The sequence below is a fragment of the Leptospira tipperaryensis genome (assembly GCF_001729245.1).
GTDB lineage: Bacteria > Spirochaetota > Leptospiria > Leptospirales > Leptospiraceae > Leptospira > Leptospira tipperaryensis.
In genome coordinates this window covers 3,508,019-3,524,828 of the sequence record NZ_CP015217.1, presented here as the reverse complement: position 1 = coordinate 3,524,828, position 16,810 = coordinate 3,508,019, and the positions used below count along the sequence as shown (strand labels likewise).

General features: G+C 41.1%; 16 protein-coding genes and 3 tRNA genes. 12 read left to right on the top strand and 7 right to left on the bottom strand.

Annotated elements, in window-relative coordinates; genetic code table 11:
• Positions 1 to 3 precede the first annotated feature (3 nt).
• Positions 4 to 3,117: an efflux RND transporter permease subunit gene (locus A0128_RS16635; protein ID WP_069608530.1), complete on the bottom strand. Its 3,114-nt coding sequence runs from the start codon at positions 3,115 to 3,117 to the stop codon at positions 4 to 6.
• Between the two features lie 319 nt (positions 3,118 to 3,436).
• On the opposite strand from A0128_RS16635, the gene sppA reads away from it, so the two are divergent.
• From sppA to A0128_RS16600, 7 genes are all read left to right on the top strand, one after another.
• On the top strand, positions 3,437 to 4,390 hold the full coding sequence (gene sppA / locus A0128_RS16630; RefSeq protein WP_069609360.1) for a signal peptide peptidase SppA: 954 nt from the start codon (positions 3,437 to 3,439) through the stop codon (positions 4,388 to 4,390).
• Positions 4,391 to 4,396: 6 nt separating this feature from the next.
• A complete protein-coding gene (locus A0128_RS16625) occupies positions 4,397 to 4,996 on the top strand; it encodes a hypothetical protein (protein ID WP_069608529.1) in 600 nt (199 codons plus the stop codon).
• Complete coding sequence (surE, locus tag A0128_RS16620) at positions 4,993 to 5,742, top strand: 5'/3'-nucleotidase SurE (RefSeq protein WP_069608528.1); 750 nt, start codon at positions 4,993 to 4,995, stop codon at positions 5,740 to 5,742. The genes A0128_RS16625 and surE overlap by 4 nt, the downstream gene beginning before the upstream one ends.
• A complete protein-coding gene (locus A0128_RS16615; protein WP_069608527.1) occupies positions 5,735 to 6,442 on the top strand; it encodes a tetratricopeptide repeat protein in 708 nt (235 codons plus the stop codon). Before surE ends, A0128_RS16615 begins: the two co-directional genes overlap by 8 nt.
• 35 nt (positions 6,443 to 6,477) lie before the next feature.
• Positions 6,478 to 6,549, top strand: a tRNA-Pro gene (locus tag A0128_RS16610).
• Positions 6,550 to 6,566: 17 nt separating this feature from the next.
• Positions 6,567 to 6,643: transfer RNA gene (locus A0128_RS16605), tRNA-Arg, on the top strand.
• Between the two features lie 18 nt (positions 6,644 to 6,661).
• Positions 6,662 to 6,737, top strand: a tRNA-His gene (locus A0128_RS16600).
• 45 nt (positions 6,738 to 6,782) lie between these two features.
• Here the strand turns inward: A0128_RS16600 and A0128_RS16595 are convergent.
• Complete coding sequence (locus A0128_RS16595) at positions 6,783 to 7,409, bottom strand: hypothetical protein (RefSeq protein WP_069608526.1); 627 nt, start codon at positions 7,407 to 7,409, stop codon at positions 6,783 to 6,785.
• Positions 7,410 to 7,498: 89 nt separating this feature from the next.
• On the opposite strand from A0128_RS16595, the gene A0128_RS16590 reads away from it, so the two are divergent.
• Both A0128_RS16590 and A0128_RS22570 read left to right on the top strand, forming a co-directional pair.
• On the top strand, positions 7,499 to 8,410 hold the full coding sequence (locus A0128_RS16590) for a TIGR01777 family oxidoreductase (RefSeq protein ID WP_069608525.1): 912 nt from the start codon (positions 7,499 to 7,501) through the stop codon (positions 8,408 to 8,410).
• A gap of 98 nt (positions 8,411 to 8,508) precedes the next feature.
• Positions 8,509 to 9,012, top strand: a complete 504-nt coding sequence (locus A0128_RS22570) for a DUF1564 family protein (RefSeq protein WP_069608524.1) — start codon at positions 8,509 to 8,511, stop codon at positions 9,010 to 9,012.
• 223 nt (positions 9,013 to 9,235) lie between these two features.
• Here A0128_RS22570 and A0128_RS16580 read toward each other — a convergent pair whose 3' ends face one another.
• Genes A0128_RS16580 through galK form a run of 3 tightly spaced genes read right to left on the bottom strand, consistent with a single transcriptional unit; the run spans position 9,236 to position 11,480 of the window.
• On the bottom strand, positions 9,236 to 9,853 hold the full coding sequence (locus A0128_RS16580) for a uracil-DNA glycosylase family protein (protein ID WP_069609359.1): 618 nt from the start codon (positions 9,851 to 9,853) through the stop codon (positions 9,236 to 9,238).
• A gap of 11 nt (positions 9,854 to 9,864) precedes the next feature.
• Positions 9,865 to 10,287, bottom strand: coding sequence for an STAS domain-containing protein (locus A0128_RS16575; protein ID WP_069608523.1), 423 nt, complete (start codon positions 10,285 to 10,287; stop codon positions 9,865 to 9,867).
• Positions 10,288 to 10,322: 35 nt separating this feature from the next.
• Complete coding sequence (galK, locus tag A0128_RS16570) at positions 10,323 to 11,480, bottom strand: galactokinase (protein ID WP_069608522.1); 1,158 nt, start codon at positions 11,478 to 11,480, stop codon at positions 10,323 to 10,325.
• 282 nt (positions 11,481 to 11,762) lie between these two features.
• Here galK and A0128_RS16560 point away from each other — a divergent pair, with 282 nt between their 5' ends.
• The 3 genes from A0128_RS16560 to A0128_RS16545 all read left to right on the top strand — a co-directional run bounded on the left by A0128_RS16560 (position 11,763) and on the right by A0128_RS16545 (position 15,080).
• Positions 11,763 to 13,100 (top strand): glucose-6-phosphate isomerase, encoded by a 1,338-nt coding sequence (locus tag A0128_RS16560; protein ID WP_069608520.1) that lies wholly within the window; start codon positions 11,763 to 11,765, stop codon positions 13,098 to 13,100.
• Positions 13,101 to 13,217: 117 nt separating this feature from the next.
• Complete coding sequence (locus A0128_RS16555; RefSeq protein ID WP_069608519.1) at positions 13,218 to 13,550, top strand: hypothetical protein; 333 nt, start codon at positions 13,218 to 13,220, stop codon at positions 13,548 to 13,550.
• A gap of 642 nt (positions 13,551 to 14,192) precedes the next feature.
• Entirely contained in the window at positions 14,193 to 15,080 is an 888-nt protein-coding gene (locus tag A0128_RS16545) for a hypothetical protein (protein ID WP_069608517.1), read from the top strand.
• On the opposite strand, the gene A0128_RS16540 is transcribed toward A0128_RS16545, so the two are convergent.
• Both A0128_RS16540 and A0128_RS16535 read right to left on the bottom strand, forming a co-directional pair.
• Complete coding sequence (locus tag A0128_RS16540; RefSeq protein WP_069608516.1) at positions 15,081 to 15,800, bottom strand: sugar phosphate nucleotidyltransferase; 720 nt, start codon at positions 15,798 to 15,800, stop codon at positions 15,081 to 15,083.
• A 12-nt stretch (positions 15,801 to 15,812) separates the two neighbouring features.
• Entirely contained in the window at positions 15,813 to 16,805 is a 993-nt protein-coding gene (locus A0128_RS16535) for an aminoglycoside phosphotransferase family protein (protein WP_069608515.1), read from the bottom strand.
• Between the last annotated feature and the right edge of the window lie 5 nt (positions 16,806 to 16,810).

Genomic DNA, 16,810 nt, shown 5'->3' with positions numbered 1-16,810 from the left:
GTTTTACTTCTTCTTTCCGTTTTTGTTTGAGAACTTGGAACCGAGTTCGTGAAAGACCGAAAGTGTAACGGGAACGTAGAGAAGACTTCCTAACGTTCCAAAGCCCAATCCCCAGCCCAAGGCCAAAGTCATAGGAATCAGAACCGGATCGGAACCTCCAAGGCTGTAAGCCGTTGGGAGAAGACCCGCGACCGTCGTGAGGGTTGTAAGAAGAATCGGCCTGAATCTTCTTTGACTCGCTTCGATCAGGATTTCATCCATACTCGCTTTGGATCCCTTTTTGATCGAATCGATACAATCAACTAAGACGATCGACGCGTTTACAAGAACTCCCGCTAAGCCGATGATTCCGATCATCGCTAAGAAGCTGATCGATTTTCCGGAAAGAGGAAATCCGATTACGATTCCGATGATCCCCAGAGGAATCGTGCTTAAGATCAGAATCGGTTTCCAAAAACTTCGGATCGTAAGAGCGAGAATTCCGAAGATACCGAAGATCGCGATGATTCCCGCTTTTCCAAGAGAAGCCATCGATCTCTGCGTATCTTTTTCTTCTCCGCCGAAAGAGATGGAAATACCCGGATATTGTTTTTCGATCAGAGGTTTGAATTCGTTCGCGACTTTTTGATTCGCGTCGTGAGCCGTAATTTCGTCTAACTTTACATCTCCGTTGATCGTGATCGCTCTTTCGAAATCCTTGTGTGCGAGAAGTTCGGGAGATTCAATCAAATCCATACGAGAAATTTTTGCGAGATACGTGATATTTCCGGCCTTGTTACGGAGCGGAATCGATTTGATTTCGTTGGGATTTTTACGGAAGTCTCGATCGTAGACGACTCGAATATAAATTTTTGTTCTTCCTTTTCGAATCGAACCGGCGCGTTCTCCGTCGTAAGCTGCGCGAAGCGCGTTCGCGGCGGAAAGAGTGGAAACTCCGGTGAAACTTTCAAGACCTTCGTCCAATTGAATGTACATTTGTTTACGGCCGAATCGATAATCGTCTCGAACCGAAAAAACTCCCGGAATGGATTTTAAGAATGCCTGAAGTTCGTTGGAAATCTTCTTTAGAGTTTCGTAATCTCTTCCTTGAATGGAGATCGTGATCGGCGCTCCGATCGGAGGAGCGTTTCCGAATTCTTCTAAAAAGAGATCGCTGATTCCAGGAGTTTTACGAAGCTCCGGTTCGATGGAGCGAAGAATTTCGGAGGCCTTTCGTTCTCGTTTTGCTTCCGGAGTAAGATAAATCAGAATCACCGCTAAATTCTCGCCAAATCGAGAAAGAGGATCGTCCGGATCCGTTTGTTGAACTCCGATTTTTGTGGAATAACTCACCAATTCGCCTTTTGGAATTTTTTGAACGATTCCTTCCATATACTTCATCTTTTCACGGGTTTGAAAGATTCTGGAAGTCGGAGGAAACTCTGCTTTGATCATGATGATCTCGATATCTTCTTTTGGGAAAAGAATGAAATCCATCTGAGACATCGCTCCGCAGGATCCGAATACAAGAAGAATGATTACTGCAAACGACGCTTTCTTGTGTTTGATGTTAAACGAAACGAGATTGGAAAAAGAAGTTTCCAGCGAAACAAATAAGGAATCCATCTTCTGTCTAAATTTGCTTTTGACTTTTAATTGTTCGGGAGTTTTAGCAAACGCAGCGATCCTCGCGGGTAAGAATAGAAAAGATTCGATCAAACTCGCGGTCAGTGCGACGATCACGACAAGAGGAATTTCCCAGATGAATTTTCCCATGATTCCCGTCATAAAAAGCATAGGAAGAAACGCAGTCACCGTTGTGAGATAAGATCCGAAGATAGGAACGATCATCTCGACGGTTCCGCGAAGAGACGCCGTATGAGAATCATTCTTCTGATCCAAGTAGGTATAAATATTTTCGGAGATGACTATGGAGTTGTCCACGAGCATTCCGAGAGAGATAATCAAACCCATCATAGAGATCATGTTAAACGAAACGTCAAAAAAAGGAAGGACCGCGAAGGTCATAAGCATCGAGAGAGGGAGCGAGAGCGAAGTAAGAGTCGCCGTTCTAAAATCTAAGAATAAGAAAAGAATTCCGAAGACGATGATAAATCCTATCAACGCGTTCGATGAAACGACGCTGAGACGGTTTTTAGTTCTTTTAGCCTCGTCGTTTAATACGAATGTTTTCATTCCCGAAGGATAAGAACTGGAGAGAGCATTCAATCTTTTGTGAACTGTTTCCGCAACTTCGATCGCATCGGCTCTTTCCTTTTTGATTACGGAAAGTACAAGTCCTTGTCTTCCGTTTGCGATCGCTAAGAATCGAGGATATTCGAATGTGTCTTCGACTCTCGCGAGATCTCCCAGTTTTACGGTAGAAAAGATTTCATTTGTTCTTGTGGGGATTTTTCCGATTTCGGAAGGGTCCTTGAATTCTCCATCGATTCTAAGATCGAATGAATTTTCGGAATCTACGGATCCCGCCGGAAGATTGATGTTTCTGTTTCGGATCGTATTGACTATATCAGATAAATCTAATGAATACTGTTTTAGTTTATTTGCATTTACTAAAATTTGCCATTCTCGATCTCTTTTTCCAAAGACGTCTACTCTTGCGACTCCTGGAATTTTTTCCAGTTCGAGTTCTATGAATTCCGCAGTCGTATGGAGTTCGATTTCGTCTTTTCCGCCGGAAATCGAAAACTCAATGATTGGAAAAGAACCCGATTTTCTTTCGGTCATCTTCGGTTTTTCCGTTACTTGAGGCGGGAACTCCGACATAGCGTTGTCCACGGCGCGGCGGATCTCGTTGAGAACTTTCTCCGGATCTTTTTCTTCCAGACTTACCCTTACGTCGATATCGGAGACGGAGTTTCTGGAAAAAGAACGGATCTCATCGATCCCGTCGATTTCCTTGAGACGTTGTTCGATCGGATAGGTGACTCGGAGTTCTACGTCGGCGGGGGACGCTCCCGGAAATTTCGTAGAGATGACCATCTGCTTCATATCTACGTTTGGAAATGCGTCTCGGCGAAGGCCTAAAAGGGAAACAAGTCCCGAGAGGACAATGAAAACCATTCCAAGATACATAAAGAGGCGATTTTTGATAAAGGATTCGATAATTGATTTCATATATTCTGACTGACTGGTCAGTTCTCTGAAATGTTCGTTTTGTCGTCAAACTTTAAATTGCGGGAACTCTGCAGAAAAGCTCGGGTGGTCTTCGAAAGGGCGGTTTCTGTCGAAGCCGGTTATAGGATTATGTCACATATTGTAACGGAGAGGAGCCGACGCAGGAGAGCGATCTTCTGTGGAACGAGCGTTGCTTCCTCTTCGTTCTAGGATTTGCGGGAACTCCCCAGAATTTCCCCTCTTTCACGGGAAAATCCCGAGGCATCCGCGATTCTTATTTCATTTGACACTCTCGAAAGGGGAGAATCTGATCTCAAGTGTGGAAAGAAACCGTCTTGCTTTAGCCATTACATTTGTTCTTACAATTTTGTCCGTCCTGATCGGACTCGTAAACATTTCCCTCTCAACGACCACTTCGAAATACTCCAAAACTTCCGGGGGAACGTTTTTCAGCACGGCCCCGATCGGTGCGGCGCTCATAAAGATTGAGGGAGAGATTCATTCAGGACATTCAACTTTTGAATCCACGGGTGCGGAGAGTATTCTTCAAAAGCTCAGGGATATAGAACAAAATCCGAATATTAAGGGAATCTTAATCGAAATCAATTCTCCCGGAGGAACCGTAGGAGCTTCTCAGGAAATTTACAATGAACTCATGAGACTTCGAAAAACTCGTAAGATCGTGGTTTCCATGAAGGATATGGCCGCTTCCGGAGGATATTACATCGCTTCTTCCGCGGATAAAATCTTTGCTTTATCGGGAACGATTACCGGCTCAATCGGAGTCATCGCGATGGCTCCTAACGTCAAGGGCCTTCTCGACCGTTACGGCGTGAAGATGAGAGTTTACAAAGAAGGAAAATATAAAGATTCGTTGTCGCTCTTTCGAGATTCAACTCCGGAAGAAGACGAGATGATTCAGAAGATGCTTTCCGACACTTATAACGAATTCATACAAGACGTAGCGAAAGGAAGAAACCAAACCGTTAAGTCGGTTCAGACTTTGGCGGAAGGAAGAATCTATTCCGGACAAGACGCGTTTCGAAATAAACTCGTCGATGAGATCGGTGGAAGAAAAGAAGCTTTAGAGGAATTATCAAGGCTTTGTCAATACGACGGAGAGATTCCTCTTTATGAAGAAGAAGAGTCTCCGTTTGACAGACTTTTTATGATGTTAGGCGCGAAGATGAATTCTTTTTCGAGTGAGAGAATTTTCTTTAAAGAATTTAAGAATTCTCCTGTTCTGATCATTCTTCCTCAAGCGCTAAGGTAAGAATCCTTGAAAGAACTACTCAATTCTATCATTGAAGTTTTGGAAGCGGTTCTCTACGAACCGATTCGTTTGGAAGCTGCTCTTTCCAATCTTTCGGAAAAGAATTTGAATTTCTTTTCCTGGATTATTTTGATTCCGAGCGCTCTTAGTATTTCCGTGGGCGCGACGTATCTTTCTCCGCCTTATACGAGCGGTTCTATGGGAATGATTGCTTTTGCATTTTTGGCAAATCTTTCCATGATCTCTACGCTCCCTCTGATTCTCGGAGCGGTGATTGATTTTCATGCTCAGAAAAAAGAAAGGACGGGTAACGTTCGTTTTTCTCATAATCTCTGTCGTTTTGGAATGGCGATCTTCGTATTCTTTACTCCTTTGGCGATTCTTCTTCGTGAAACGGGTTTGACCGGAGGAATCGGTTACTTCTTGATTCTTCTTTTTTTGATCGCATACTACGTAGTAATCGTTTCCAGAGGAATTCAGTTTATCTATGATCTGAAAACTTCCGATGCGTTTCGTTTTTCCCTGACTTCGATTTTGATTTCGGGAATTTTTCCTTTTGTGTTTTACTTTTATATTTCCGGATCCATTCTACATTTGATTTTATGAATATACTGATTACGAATGACGACGGGATCGCGTCGTCGGGAATTAAGGCTCTCGAAAAGGTTCTTCAAAAAGAACACAATACATTCTTAATCGCTCCTCTTCGTGAAAGATCCGCCACTTCGATGGCCTTGTCGATTTACGATTCGATGAGAGTCGAGAAGATCAACGATAATCATTATATCGTGGACGGTTATCCTGCCGATTGTGTGAACATCGGTTTGCACGGAGAAATCTTTCCAAAAATCGATCTCGTTTTATCCGGAATCAATCGCGGCGTAAACATGGGGCACGACGTTCATTATTCCGGGACGGTCGGAGCCGCGAGACACGGCGCGATTCACAATCGTCTTTCCCTTGCTATCAGTTCGGGAAATATAAATCTTGATTACGATTATATTCAAGAAGCTGAATTTGTTTTAGAATTCATAAATAGTTATTCTACCGTTCTGAAAACGGGAACGGTTTACAATATCAATATTCCTCCCGACTTCGTTTCTTCTCTGGAGAATCTTCGGATCACAAAGCTGGGAAGAAGAACCTACGAAGATACTTATTCCAAAAAAAATATTATCGGTGGAATCGCGGACTTCTATTTAGGAGGTTCCGAGTTGGGGCACTCCGAAGAGGAAGGAACCGACTTCTCCGCATTCTTCTCTGGAATGATTTCCCTGACTCCTTTATCTCTGGATCAAACGGATTCTTCTCTTTTAAAAGAACTCTCTGAATCCGTGAGTAAGAATGTCTGAGAAAGAGAACAAAAAAAAAGCCGCCTCCGGGAAGAAAAGAATTCTCCAGGAAATCAATAAAGAGAATTTCCTCTTCGCTCTAACGCTGATTGATCGGGAGATTTCTTCCGGAAACGACGATCCGGAACTATATTACAATTTTGCAATTTGTTGTGCAAGAACCGATAACTTTAAGAAATGCATTTCAATTTTGGAAGAGCTCTTGGAAAAATTTCCGAGATTCGGAGAAAGAGAAAATTCCATCTTGATGATGATCTATTCCTTGATTCAGAGCAAAGATTTTAAGAAGGCTCTAGATAAATGCGATGAGAGACTCAAACTTCAAGTCGACGATATTCGGATTCTTTCAATGAAAGCCTTTGCTTTGGAAAAGTCCGGTAAAATCGGAGAAGCCATCGAAACTCATAAGAGAATTTTGAGACTTCGTCCGGAGTATAAGAATTCTCTAAATTCTCTCGGTTATCTTCTCTTGAATAACAGAGAGGCAAGTCCGGAAGAATGGAAATTGGCTGCGGATTGTTTGAAGTCTATCCTCAAAGAGGAACCTGAAAATCCTGCGTATTTGGATTCGTTCGGAATTCTTCTCTTGAAAGCGGGTAAAAAAGAAGAAGCTATCAAGGCTCTTCAGAAGGCTCTTCGGAAAGCTCCGACACATCCTGAGATCTTGAGACATATTGAAAAAGTTGAAGAGTCTTCTTGACACTGCGGGTGTTTTTAAAAACATGGAGTCGGAAACGGGATGTAGCGCAGGGGTAGCGCATCTGCCTTGGGAGCAGAGGGTCGTAGGTTCAAATCCTATCATCCCGATTTTCCAATCCTCCCAAGACTCGGTAGCTCAGTTGGATAGAGCAACTGCCTTCTAAGCAGTGGGTCGGGGGTTCGAATCCCTCTCGGGTCACCAAAGGACAAACAAGAGATGGAGAACGTAGCTCAGTTGGTAGAGCTCCAGTTTGTGGTACTGGCTGTCGCGGGTTCGATCCCCGTCGTTCTCCCCAGTCTTTTGGGAATTTTGCGGGAACTCTCTCGTTTTTCGAGGTAGATTATTCCTCGCTCAGCCAGACATCCTCTAAACAGAATTTTCCCCCTTTCGAATGCTTGTTTTTATCCTCGATCCAGGTCCCGAAGATTGTCCAGATGAACATTTTTTGCGGGAACTCCGCGCTTTCTAAAGGCTTGTAGTATATTTCGAGGGGAATTTTGAATTGTTTTGATTCTGAAAATTTCAAAATTCGTTCTCCTTTGATTTCGTCCTTCGGCATTCTTAATTCTTTATCCATATCAATCGATTCCCTGAGAACCAAACCTATTTTTAGATTTCCATTTGTTTCAGGGCACGATCTTACCTCGAGATACTTCCAATTTGTAATTCTCGGTTTTCCTTGGCTTAAATGGTGAGTTTGTCGTAACTCTAACTGAAAATCTTCTTTCCGAATCGAATTTCGAACTTTCGTCCAAGTCGTTGCAGCGTTTCTGTCTAAGAGATTAGTAATTCTCGAATCGCTTTTTGTGAGATAAGAATTTGTAAAGTCAAAAGCTAAGAATGGCGGTTTAACAGTAAAAGTTGCGATTTTATTGTTTGTCGAATTAAAAAGGAAGATGTTTCCCGTTATAATTGAGAGAGGAAAGATTAAAGTTAAAATGATTAAAATACCTTTTTTATGAGCCACAGAATCAAAGTTGCGGGAACTCCCTCGCTAGGCAATCAGGATTCATTAAACTTAAAATACATTTAGAATATGTATCAAAGGAAAAAGATATGAAAGTTGGGATTTCGGGCGGAACTGGCCTAATCGGTAGACACCTTGCGTTTCGTTTATTAGAGAATGGATTTCACGTAAGAATCTTCACTCGTTCTTTGAATATTCCAACTTTCTTCCGCGGGAAGCCTAATTTGGAAATTATAACTACCAGTTCTCCAAAAGTAAAAGACTTAGAGGCGTTGGATGGGATCATTAATCTAGCTGGAGCACCGATTGCTGGCGTAAGATGGAATCAAAAAGTAAAAGATGAGATTCGTCGTTCTCGAGTGAACTATACAGAAGACTTAGTTCAATCGGTTTCGAAAATTGCGGGAACTCCCTTAAAATTTTTCTTACAAGGATCTGCCATTGGTTGCTACGGTTCGTATGAAAACGGTTCGCCAGTCTTTTCCGAGTCTTCCCCAGTTGGAGTGGATTATTTAGCTAGTCTTTGCAAGGAATGGGAAGAGGCCTCTGAAGAAATCGCGAAGCTCGGTATTCGTCTAGTGAAGATGAGAACGGGGATAGCTTTGAGTCCTGAAGATGGGGCTTTAAAGAGCATGCTTCCCTCTTTTAAGCTTGGACTTGGGGGAATGATTGGATCTGGTGAGCAAATATTAAGTTGGATTCATCTTGAGGATTTGATAAATTCTATCTTATACATTATTCGAGATCCAAATCTTTCCGGGATAATCAATCTGGTAGCTCCGAATCCAGTGAGTAATCGTATTTTTTCGGAGACTCTTGCAAAGTGCTTAAGTCGACCCTCTTTTTTTAGAGTTCCCGCAACTCTCTTATACGGACTATTTGGTGAAGGGGCTGATGTAATTCTAAAAGGTCAAAAAGTAATTCCAGAAAGACTTCAAAAATCTGGATTTTCTTTTTCATACCCTAATATTGAGGGAGCCTTGCGGGAACTCCTCAAATAAGATTCACTGAACTTCAGTTTCTGTAAAAAATTTATAAAAAAATCCAACTTTTTTACTAAAATCCACCTGAGATTCATTTCCTGAGAACCGTAAGAGTTATGGGAAATAGCAAAATTAAAAATGGCGTATTGTCTTCGCATTTCGATAAGTCGAAGATTACCTGTTCTTTCTTAGTTCCAAATCTCTTATATAAGAGACTTACCAGAGAGAATCAAAAAAGAATTGGGAAGAATTTAGAATATCTTTTAAAAAAATATAAAAATAGAATTCTTAAAAGCAAGAGAATCCATAGAAAAACGGCAACATCTCTTTATCAGGATAGAGGAAACGTCCTGATAAAATTTAATGTAAGAATTTATCCGCTTTACTGGGAAGAGTTGACGATCCTTTCTCGATCTCATGGTATCTCGAATTGTTATTTATATCATCTTCTTTTGAATTGGGAACTTTCGGAAGAACAGGGAAGTTTTATTATTCGGAATCGTTCGCAATCAAGGAATAATCAGAAGTTGATTTTGGTTTGGATGATAGATTTTAAAGAAGAATTCTCACAAAGAATGGCTCAAATCTTGAATGAGATTCCGCCTGAAGCTATTGATTAGTTTTTAAGTAATTACTATAAAGAATCAAAAATTTAAAATCGATTTTAGAAATTATTTATTTTTTAAATATGGATTTTAAATTTGTCGCTCAAAAATTTTACCTCTAAATCGAAAACTAAACATTAATCTTTCATATTTATAGAAATGTAAATTTGTGAAATCTGGTATGGTCTGATTTGGTTGTTTTATAGAGGAAAATTGGAGAGTTCCCGCAAATTTGTCTTCACAAACCAAATTCTTGCTTTATGACGGGATGTTTTTTCAGAAGATCTAACGCTTTTTGAATCAGTTTCTTACCGGTTTCCGTGTGATTCCAAACGTTCAGCCCAGACGGATGCGGCAGAGGGATCCAATCCACCCGTACCCCATAGAGTTCCCGCGAAAACCTTCCCCCGATCACGTCCTCCAACTTGTAGTTGCGATTCTCGAAAAGCTGATCGATAGCAAGTTTCCCGATAGGAATGATCAACTGAGGTTTGTGAAAAAGGACTTCGAACTCTAAAAATTCGGAGCAGTTCAGAACTTCTTCGGGATTAGGTTTTCTATCTCCGCTCTTCGCTTTTCCCGGAAAACATCGACAGACCGCCGACATATTTACTTGCTTTCGAAAAACTTCTTCTTCGATTCCGATTTTCTGAAACCAACCGAAAAGGGTTTTTCCGGCGGTGTAAGAAAACGGTTTCCCGAATTTTTCTTCGTGAATTCCAGGGGCTTGGCCGATGCTGATGATCTTTGTAGAGGGAACACAGCCGTGAACCGGTCTTCCTTCCATTTTAGGACATTTATTGCAGCTGAGTAATTTATTTAAATATTTTGAATATTCTGTTTTCTTTTTGTTCATTCTATAGATAATCAATTGAGGAGGATGTTCAGAGCATCCTTGAGGGTTCCAGTGACTCGAATCAGAGATTTTAACTTCGTCAATTCTAAGATTTTATTCACTTGAGAAGAAGGAGAGAACATTGCGATTCCTCCCTTTCCATTCTTTACAAGTTTTGCATGAGTGCTCATAAAAACGGCGAGACCGGAAGAATCTATATAACGAATATTCTCCATATTCACAAAAATATAAATAAAACCTTTGTCGATCAGATCGAAAATTTTTTCCTTGAGTGCGTGAGCGGAATAAAGATTGATTTCTCCGCTGATCTTCAAAGCGACTCCGTCTTTCGGGAAATTTTCCGGGATCTCTTCTTTTTGAAGATTTACGGTCAATTCATTGATTGAAAAATCCATCTCCTCGCCGTCGAGGTTAAGAGAATCATCTGCTCCCATCTCGTTTCTCCCTCAGTTTCACTGAAATTCTTTATTTAGAATTCTTTGACGCCGTCTGAAATTCGGAAAGTGTAGAGTTTGGGTTCGTTCTTAAATTCTTTCCAATAGAGCGCTTTTATTTTTTCAAACAGTATATCTCTTCTACCTTTTTTGTCCAGTATCAAAACGCAACCGCCAAAACCGCCGCCGATCATTCTCGCCCCTAAAACGTCTTCTTTCCTTAAGTGTTCGACTATAAAATCCGATTCTTCACACGAGACTTCGTAATCTTTAGAGAGAGAATTGTGACATTCAAAAAGAATTTCTCCGACGATCTTAGCGTTTCCATTCTTTAAATTCTCGATTACCTTTGTGGTTCTCAATCTTTCCGTAATAATATGTTTCGCTCTTTTTTTCTCGATCGGATTCAGCCCGAAGGATTCGTTTTCTAAATCATCCAACTCCGCTTCGTAGAGATTTTTTAGAAACGGTTTTCCTTTTTTGATCTTAGAGAATGCGGATTCGACTTCCATTCTTCTTTCGTTATAAGCGCTGTCTTTTAAGGAATGTTTTACTTTCGAGTCGATAAGATAGAATTCGAAATCATCCAAGTGCATTTCATGATATTCGTATTTTAGAGTTTCCGTATCCAGTGCGATACAAAAGCCTTCTTTTCCCGTGGAGATAATGAACTGATCCATAATTCCGCAGTTCACACCGACGAATTGATTCTCTGCCCTTTGGCCTAAAAGAGCGATTTCTTCTCTTCGAATTTTCCAGGATTGAATTTCAGAAAGTGAGTAGGCGACCGCGACTTCAAAAGCCGCCGAAGAAGATAAGCCCGCGCCTTGCGGAATATTTCCCCAGACGACCATATCAAAAGGATCCGCTTCAAATCCGAGTTTTCTGAATTCTTCAATGACTCCAAAGACATAGTTGATCCAGGAGCTTTTTGAATTGTAGACGATGATCTTTGCTTCGATCTTTTCTCCTGATTCCGCGGAAACGATTCTAAAAAAGGAGCCTCGATTTTTACGAATCGCGATTCGAATGGAGACGTCGATCGCAGCCGGAAGAACGATTCCACCCGCATAATCGACGTGTTCTCCGATGAGGTTGATTCTTCCGGGGGCGGAGAAGAATCGTATCGGTTCTTCTTCCGGGGATGATGAAAATTCTTCTTTGAGAATTTTTGTGAGTTCTTCTTTATCCATTGCGGGTTGTTTCTTTTAAAAATCCCGGAAAGATTGTATTACACTTCCTTTCTCGTCAATCTTTCTCTGCATTTTTATCCTCTCTTTCGATTTGCTTTTTTCTTGCCCGGCATTTTCATTTTTCTAAACTGTTCAAGCGTCCCTTTTTTGGATGGTTTTTGGATAAAGAATTCAAATCGTAAGTTGCGATTCGACAACAAGAACCGATATAAATTTTAGAATCTCGGAATCGAACGAAACAAATCCGAGATGTAAGATAAAAAAGAGATTTTGTAATTCATTATGATCCGATTAGAAACAAGATTCGCTTCCACGTTTATTCATTCTCAAGAATTCGAAACCTTTTTAAAAGGAGCCGAGTCCGCGAGAAAGACGTTGCATTCTTTTCAAGGAAAAGGAAACGAGTTTTTGGGTTGGTTGAATCTTCCGAACGAAATTCAAAATTCGGAGATAGAAAGAATTATCCAGACCGCGGAAAGAATCCGGGCTTCTTCCGAAGTTGTAGTCGTTATCGGAATCGGAGGATCGTATCTCGGATCTCGCGCCGTCTTGGAAGCAAGTCTTCCTTTTTTTCGTTCTCCCAAAAAAGGAAATCCGGAAGTAATCTTTGCCGGACATCATCTAGAATCGAGATATCTTTCGGAGTTGCTCGATTATCTGAGAGACAGAGATTTTTCCATCAATGTAATTTCTAAATCGGGAACGACTACGGAACCCGCGATTGCGTTTCGACTTTTCTGGGATCTCCTCGTAAAAAAATACGGAAAAGATGCGGCAGCGAGAGTGGTCGCCACCACGGATTCCAGCAAAGGTGCTCTCAAAACTTTTGCGGATGCGGAAGGTTTTGATACTTTTGCGATTCCGGATTCCGTAGGAGGAAGATATTCAGTTCTTACTCCCGTCGGATTGTTTCCACTTGCCGTCGCTGGAATTCCGATACGAAAGTTTATATTAGGATTTAAGAATATTTTGGGAAGTTTACATTCTGAGACGGACCCGTTTAAAAACCCGGCTACCCATTACGCCGCGCTTAGAAATTATTTTTTGTCCTCTGGGAGATCCGTAGAAATATTAGCAAATTTTAATCCTTCCTTGCGTTATCTTTCGGAATGGTGGAAACAGTTATTTGGAGAAAGCGAGGGAAAGGAAAACAAAGGGATTTTTCCGGCATCCATGGACTTTACAACCGATCTTCATTCTTTAGGTCAGTATGTACAAGAGGGAAAACGAATCTTATTTGAGACGGTTTTGAGTCCGGCCGCGATTCATTCCGATCTGACTCTCGCGGCAACAAAGGAAAATTTAGATTCTTTGAATTTTCTTACCGGAAATACGATCGAACACGTCAACGAACAGGCTCGATTGGGAACTCTTCTCGCGCACGCGGACGGCGGAGTTCCTTGCTTGGAATTGATTTTCCCGGATATCTCTCCCGAATCCCTGGGAGAAGTTATGTATTTTTTTGAATATTCTTGTGCAATTTCAGGATATTCTCTCGGAGTGAATCCTTTTGATCAACCGGGAGTTGAAGCCTATAAGAAGAATATGTTTGCTCTTCTCAACAAAGAAGGTTTTGAAAAAGAAGGGGAGCTTCTTCGGAAAAGAATTCTCGGAAACTAATGAGTTTTCCCTAATCCCATTGTGCTAGTTTTATTTGTTATCAAACCGTTTCGGATCTTTTTATTGAATTTTTATTTCCTGCTTGACACTTTTTAAAATTTAGAACTCGATGAGGTTATGAAGAGGCAAAGAAGCAAAATTGGTTTTCCTCTAACCGCCTGTGCGCTGGCGTTTTTGTTTCTATTATTTTCTGTTGCTTCTTCTAGCAATCTTCCTGGGAAGTTGCCTACCCAAAAACAAACAATAGACGGGATTGAATCCGAATATAAAGAGTTAGTTCAGCTGGAAGAGGAATCTGAATTCCTTTTTAGCTTTCTGTCTCTTACCCATAAAAATATTCTATTCGTATTCAAGGGCAAGATAACCTCCCTCCAGGATAGGTTCCAATTCCACTTCTGTAACATCCAAACTCTAAACCTGCTGAATTTACCTCCGCCCGTTCTCGCTTAACTAGTCTCGTTTTCTAGTTTTGTCCTTACGGGGGAAATATGTCCTACAATTCAGAGCTAATTGCGTTTGCAATTTTCAATACTACATTTCCTAGGAAATGTCTTAGAGAGGGATTTGCATCTCTTCGGAAATTCCTGGGAAAAGGAGAGAAGAATCAGTTTCTGTCCGTTGGGACATTCAAGTTTTCGTCTGAAACACGGGACTTTTCGGAAAAAAACGGGGAGTTCCCGCACTCAAGTTCCGGATCACAAAAACGGCCCGCTGAAAACCGAGAAAGAAGCGGAGTTCCCGCACAACTTTCGATTACAAAGCTTTTCTCCTTCCTGGGAGTTCCTACTTTAAAACCACAAGATCCGAGATCCTCGCAAGGATTCGGATCTCAACTTCGTCCTTATTACTGTTTGCAACTTACGGATCTCCAAATTTTGCCAATCCCGGTCTTGGGAAACTACTCATTCTTAAGATTGGGGTTGGCATACTTTTTTGGAATGCCTACCTTGAGTTTATAAAAGATTTCTCGAAAGATTCTTCTTAAAATCCGAATAAACCTTCTTGATTTCTTTTTCTCATCCCATCTAAAAATAGGTTTTCTTTCTCTAAAAACTCGGATAGGTTTTCGAAGGAATTTTTTTCGAAAGCGGAATGGATCAAGAATTTAAAAGATGGACCCGCCTCCTCAGAGCGATCGAGGCCGGCAAAAGAATTGAACTCACCGGTTATATTCTCAACGATTGTTTTCGTCTGAATCTTGAGAAGTTCCTCAAACTCTGTCTCGAAAATTATAACAAAAACGATCTTACTCCGGTCGTCTATTCCGTGATTCAAGAAATGCTCTTGAGATCGGCGATGTCCAATCTCAGAGAAGTTTTCTCTTCCGAAAGAGGACTCAATCCGACGGATCAAAACGAGTATGATTCCAGCGAAGAAGAATTTAGAAAATTCTTAAATACATTCGATTCCAAAACGGTTCGAGAATCTCTAAAAGAAAAAGGACTTTTTTTAAAAGTCACAATTTATCATAACGATACAGGCCTGGCTGCGGAAGTATTACATAATTCTAAAATGATTCCTTTTCTGGAAGAACGCCTGAGAAAATATCTCTCGGTAGCGATGGAATTTAAGAATTTGATGGAATACTACAATCACTATCCCGAAGATTCGGAAGGCAGAGATATCGGGCTCGCGCTTTCCATTTTAATGCTCAGAGAAACAGGATTGAAACCGGAACTTTTGAGAATCGGTTCGGGCCCTGATATACAAACTTCCCGCCTCGAGGTTCCTTTCGGAGAGGAGTATAGAAGTATCCGCAAAAAGATTCTCAACGACGAAGAGATTCTTCCATTCCCGAAAGAAATCCACGAAGAAGCCGAATTGCCTTGGAAGACGAGTCATTGCAGTTATTGCGGAAGAACCGTGGATGATCGAATTTTCTTTTCTGAAATTCCGAAAGACATTCTTCTAAAAAATGTTCCGGAGCCGATTCGTGTCGGAAACGGAATCTGTGCCTGGTGTCTTTCTTCTTATCTCTGACTACGGCAGATTACAACGGTCTAAAAACTCTTTCCAACGAGAATCCAACTTTGAGGAAAAGTCTTGATCCTTTAGAGAAAGATAATATTCTTTTTCTCCCAAATCCAAGGCTTTTCCCGGAAACAATCTTCCGCCTAATCTTTGTTTTTCGGATAATTCCTTAAAAGTAAGGGAAAGATCGGCGAACGTATCGGGAGCCATATTCTTTAAAACAGAACTGTTGAACGTCGAGATTCCAACGTAAAAAAGATCTCCTTGGCCGAATTGAACCTTTCCTTCTTTTAAGCTGAGTCCGGTATAACCTGCGGATTGTAATTGAGGAAGTAAGTAAAGAAGGCAATCTTCATTCTCCATCGTTGTTGGAAGATGAAATCCTTTTTCCGGAAAATAAAGAAAGTCCGGATTGATGATTCCGATCGTTTCCCCCATCCAACCGGCTCTTTCCAAACCGGTGCGAATTCCTCCGGCGGTTCCTAAGATTTCTTTTTTTTCTTCCGAGAAACTTAAAGGGAAAAGAGAAAATTTTTCCAACGCCTTCCGAATCTTTTCTCCATGGTAGTGAAGGTTGATCACGGCGCCTTCCGCGTTTTGATTCCAGGCTTGAAAGAGAGCGTAATAGATAAGCGGAATTTTAAAAACCGGAAGCAACGGTTTCGGAAGATTTTGGGTAAGTTCCTTCATCCTGGTTCCGAATCCGGCGGCTGGTATGAAAAATTTCAAAAAAGTTTCCGCTTATTTATTTTTGATAAAAGGATAATTGGACAAAAGTTCTTCTTTGAGAAGATGAAAGAAAACAAAAAGCTGATCCGGAAACAAACCCGCCTGTACGATTTCCATCAGATTGTCCAAACAACTCAGGACGCTCTCTCTGTATTTATCCATCTTTTTGTCGGCGACCAAATAAAAATAAGAACCTAGGGCCTTGTAAGAACGCTGAAGACACTGAAGATAATAACATTCTTTGGAACGAGGATGAGTCTGCTCTCCTAACTTTACAAAAAGCTGATAAAGTCCCTGTCTCATCGAAAATGGAATCGGTCGATACGCGTCGTAGAGAATACTCGCGAGGTCGTAGTAAGGAGTTCCCATTCTTGCATCTTGAAAATCGATCATACAAATTTCATTTTCCGAGTTGATCAAAAGATTACGTCCGTGGAAATCTCTGTGACAAAAAACTTTCACCGGATATTCGGCCAAGTAGGCTGAACATTCTTCCATAAAAATTTTTACTTCGCTTCTCAGTTGGGTCTGAAGCTGGAATTGTTTTTGGAACTTTAGATAATTAAAATATGTGAATTCACTTTCGAAATGAAACTTTTCAACGTCGAATTCCCGAGAACTCACAGGAGGCATCGGATCCGTCTTTTGAAGTTTTATTAGAATCTCTATCGATTTTACGAGCCAGCCTCTGTATTCTACGTCGTCCGCAATCGAGGTAAGGTCTTTTACTCCTCCGTCCGTCATTAGGATCAGATAATGAATGAGATCTTTTTTTAATATCTCGGGCACTATGAAATGGTGATGGCTTAAAAAATCCGCGATTTCAACAAAGTCGTGCTGAAATCCAACGTCCTTACAAAGGATCAGAGTTTGATCCGAATATTCTACTCGAAAGTATTTTCTTTCCGAAGCTTCTAAGGTGATCGGAGTGATTTTTTGCGGAAGTTTTCCGGGGAGTTCTAAAAATTTAAGCTCTCTATCTGTCAGAGAAACGGAAGCGTTCATGATTT

Excerpts from the sequence above, each read along its gene's own strand:
- A0128_RS16580 (WP_069609359.1), bottom strand. The coding sequence starts at position 9,853 with ATGAACAAAAAGAAAACAGAATATTCAAAATATTTAAATAAATTACTC.
- surE (WP_069608528.1), top strand. The coding sequence starts at position 4,993 with ATGAATATACTGATTACGAATGACGACGGGATCGCGTCGTCGGGAATT.
- A0128_RS16635 (WP_069608530.1), bottom strand. The coding sequence starts at position 3,117 with ATGAAATCAATTATCGAATCCTTTATCAAAAATCGCCTCTTTATGTAT.
- A0128_RS16615 (WP_069608527.1), top strand. The coding sequence starts at position 5,735 with ATGTCTGAGAAAGAGAACAAAAAAAAAGCCGCCTCCGGGAAGAAAAGA.
- A0128_RS22570 (WP_069608524.1), top strand. The coding sequence starts at position 8,509 with ATGGGAAATAGCAAAATTAAAAATGGCGTATTGTCTTCGCATTTCGAT.
- galK (WP_069608522.1), bottom strand. The coding sequence starts at position 11,480 with ATGGATAAAGAAGAACTCACAAAAATTCTCAAAGAAGAATTTTCATCA.
- A0128_RS16560 (WP_069608520.1), top strand. The coding sequence starts at position 11,763 with ATGATCCGATTAGAAACAAGATTCGCTTCCACGTTTATTCATTCTCAA.
- A0128_RS16555 (WP_069608519.1), top strand. The coding sequence starts at position 13,218 with ATGAAGAGGCAAAGAAGCAAAATTGGTTTTCCTCTAACCGCCTGTGCG.
- A0128_RS16590 (WP_069608525.1), top strand. The coding sequence starts at position 7,499 with ATGAAAGTTGGGATTTCGGGCGGAACTGGCCTAATCGGTAGACACCTT.
- A0128_RS16535 (WP_069608515.1), bottom strand. The coding sequence starts at position 16,805 with ATGAACGCTTCCGTTTCTCTGACAGATAGAGAGCTTAAATTTTTAGAA.
- A0128_RS16575 (WP_069608523.1), bottom strand. The coding sequence starts at position 10,287 with ATGGGAGCAGATGATTCTCTTAACCTCGACGGCGAGGAGATGGATTTT.
- A0128_RS16545 (WP_069608517.1), top strand. The coding sequence starts at position 14,193 with ATGGATCAAGAATTTAAAAGATGGACCCGCCTCCTCAGAGCGATCGAG.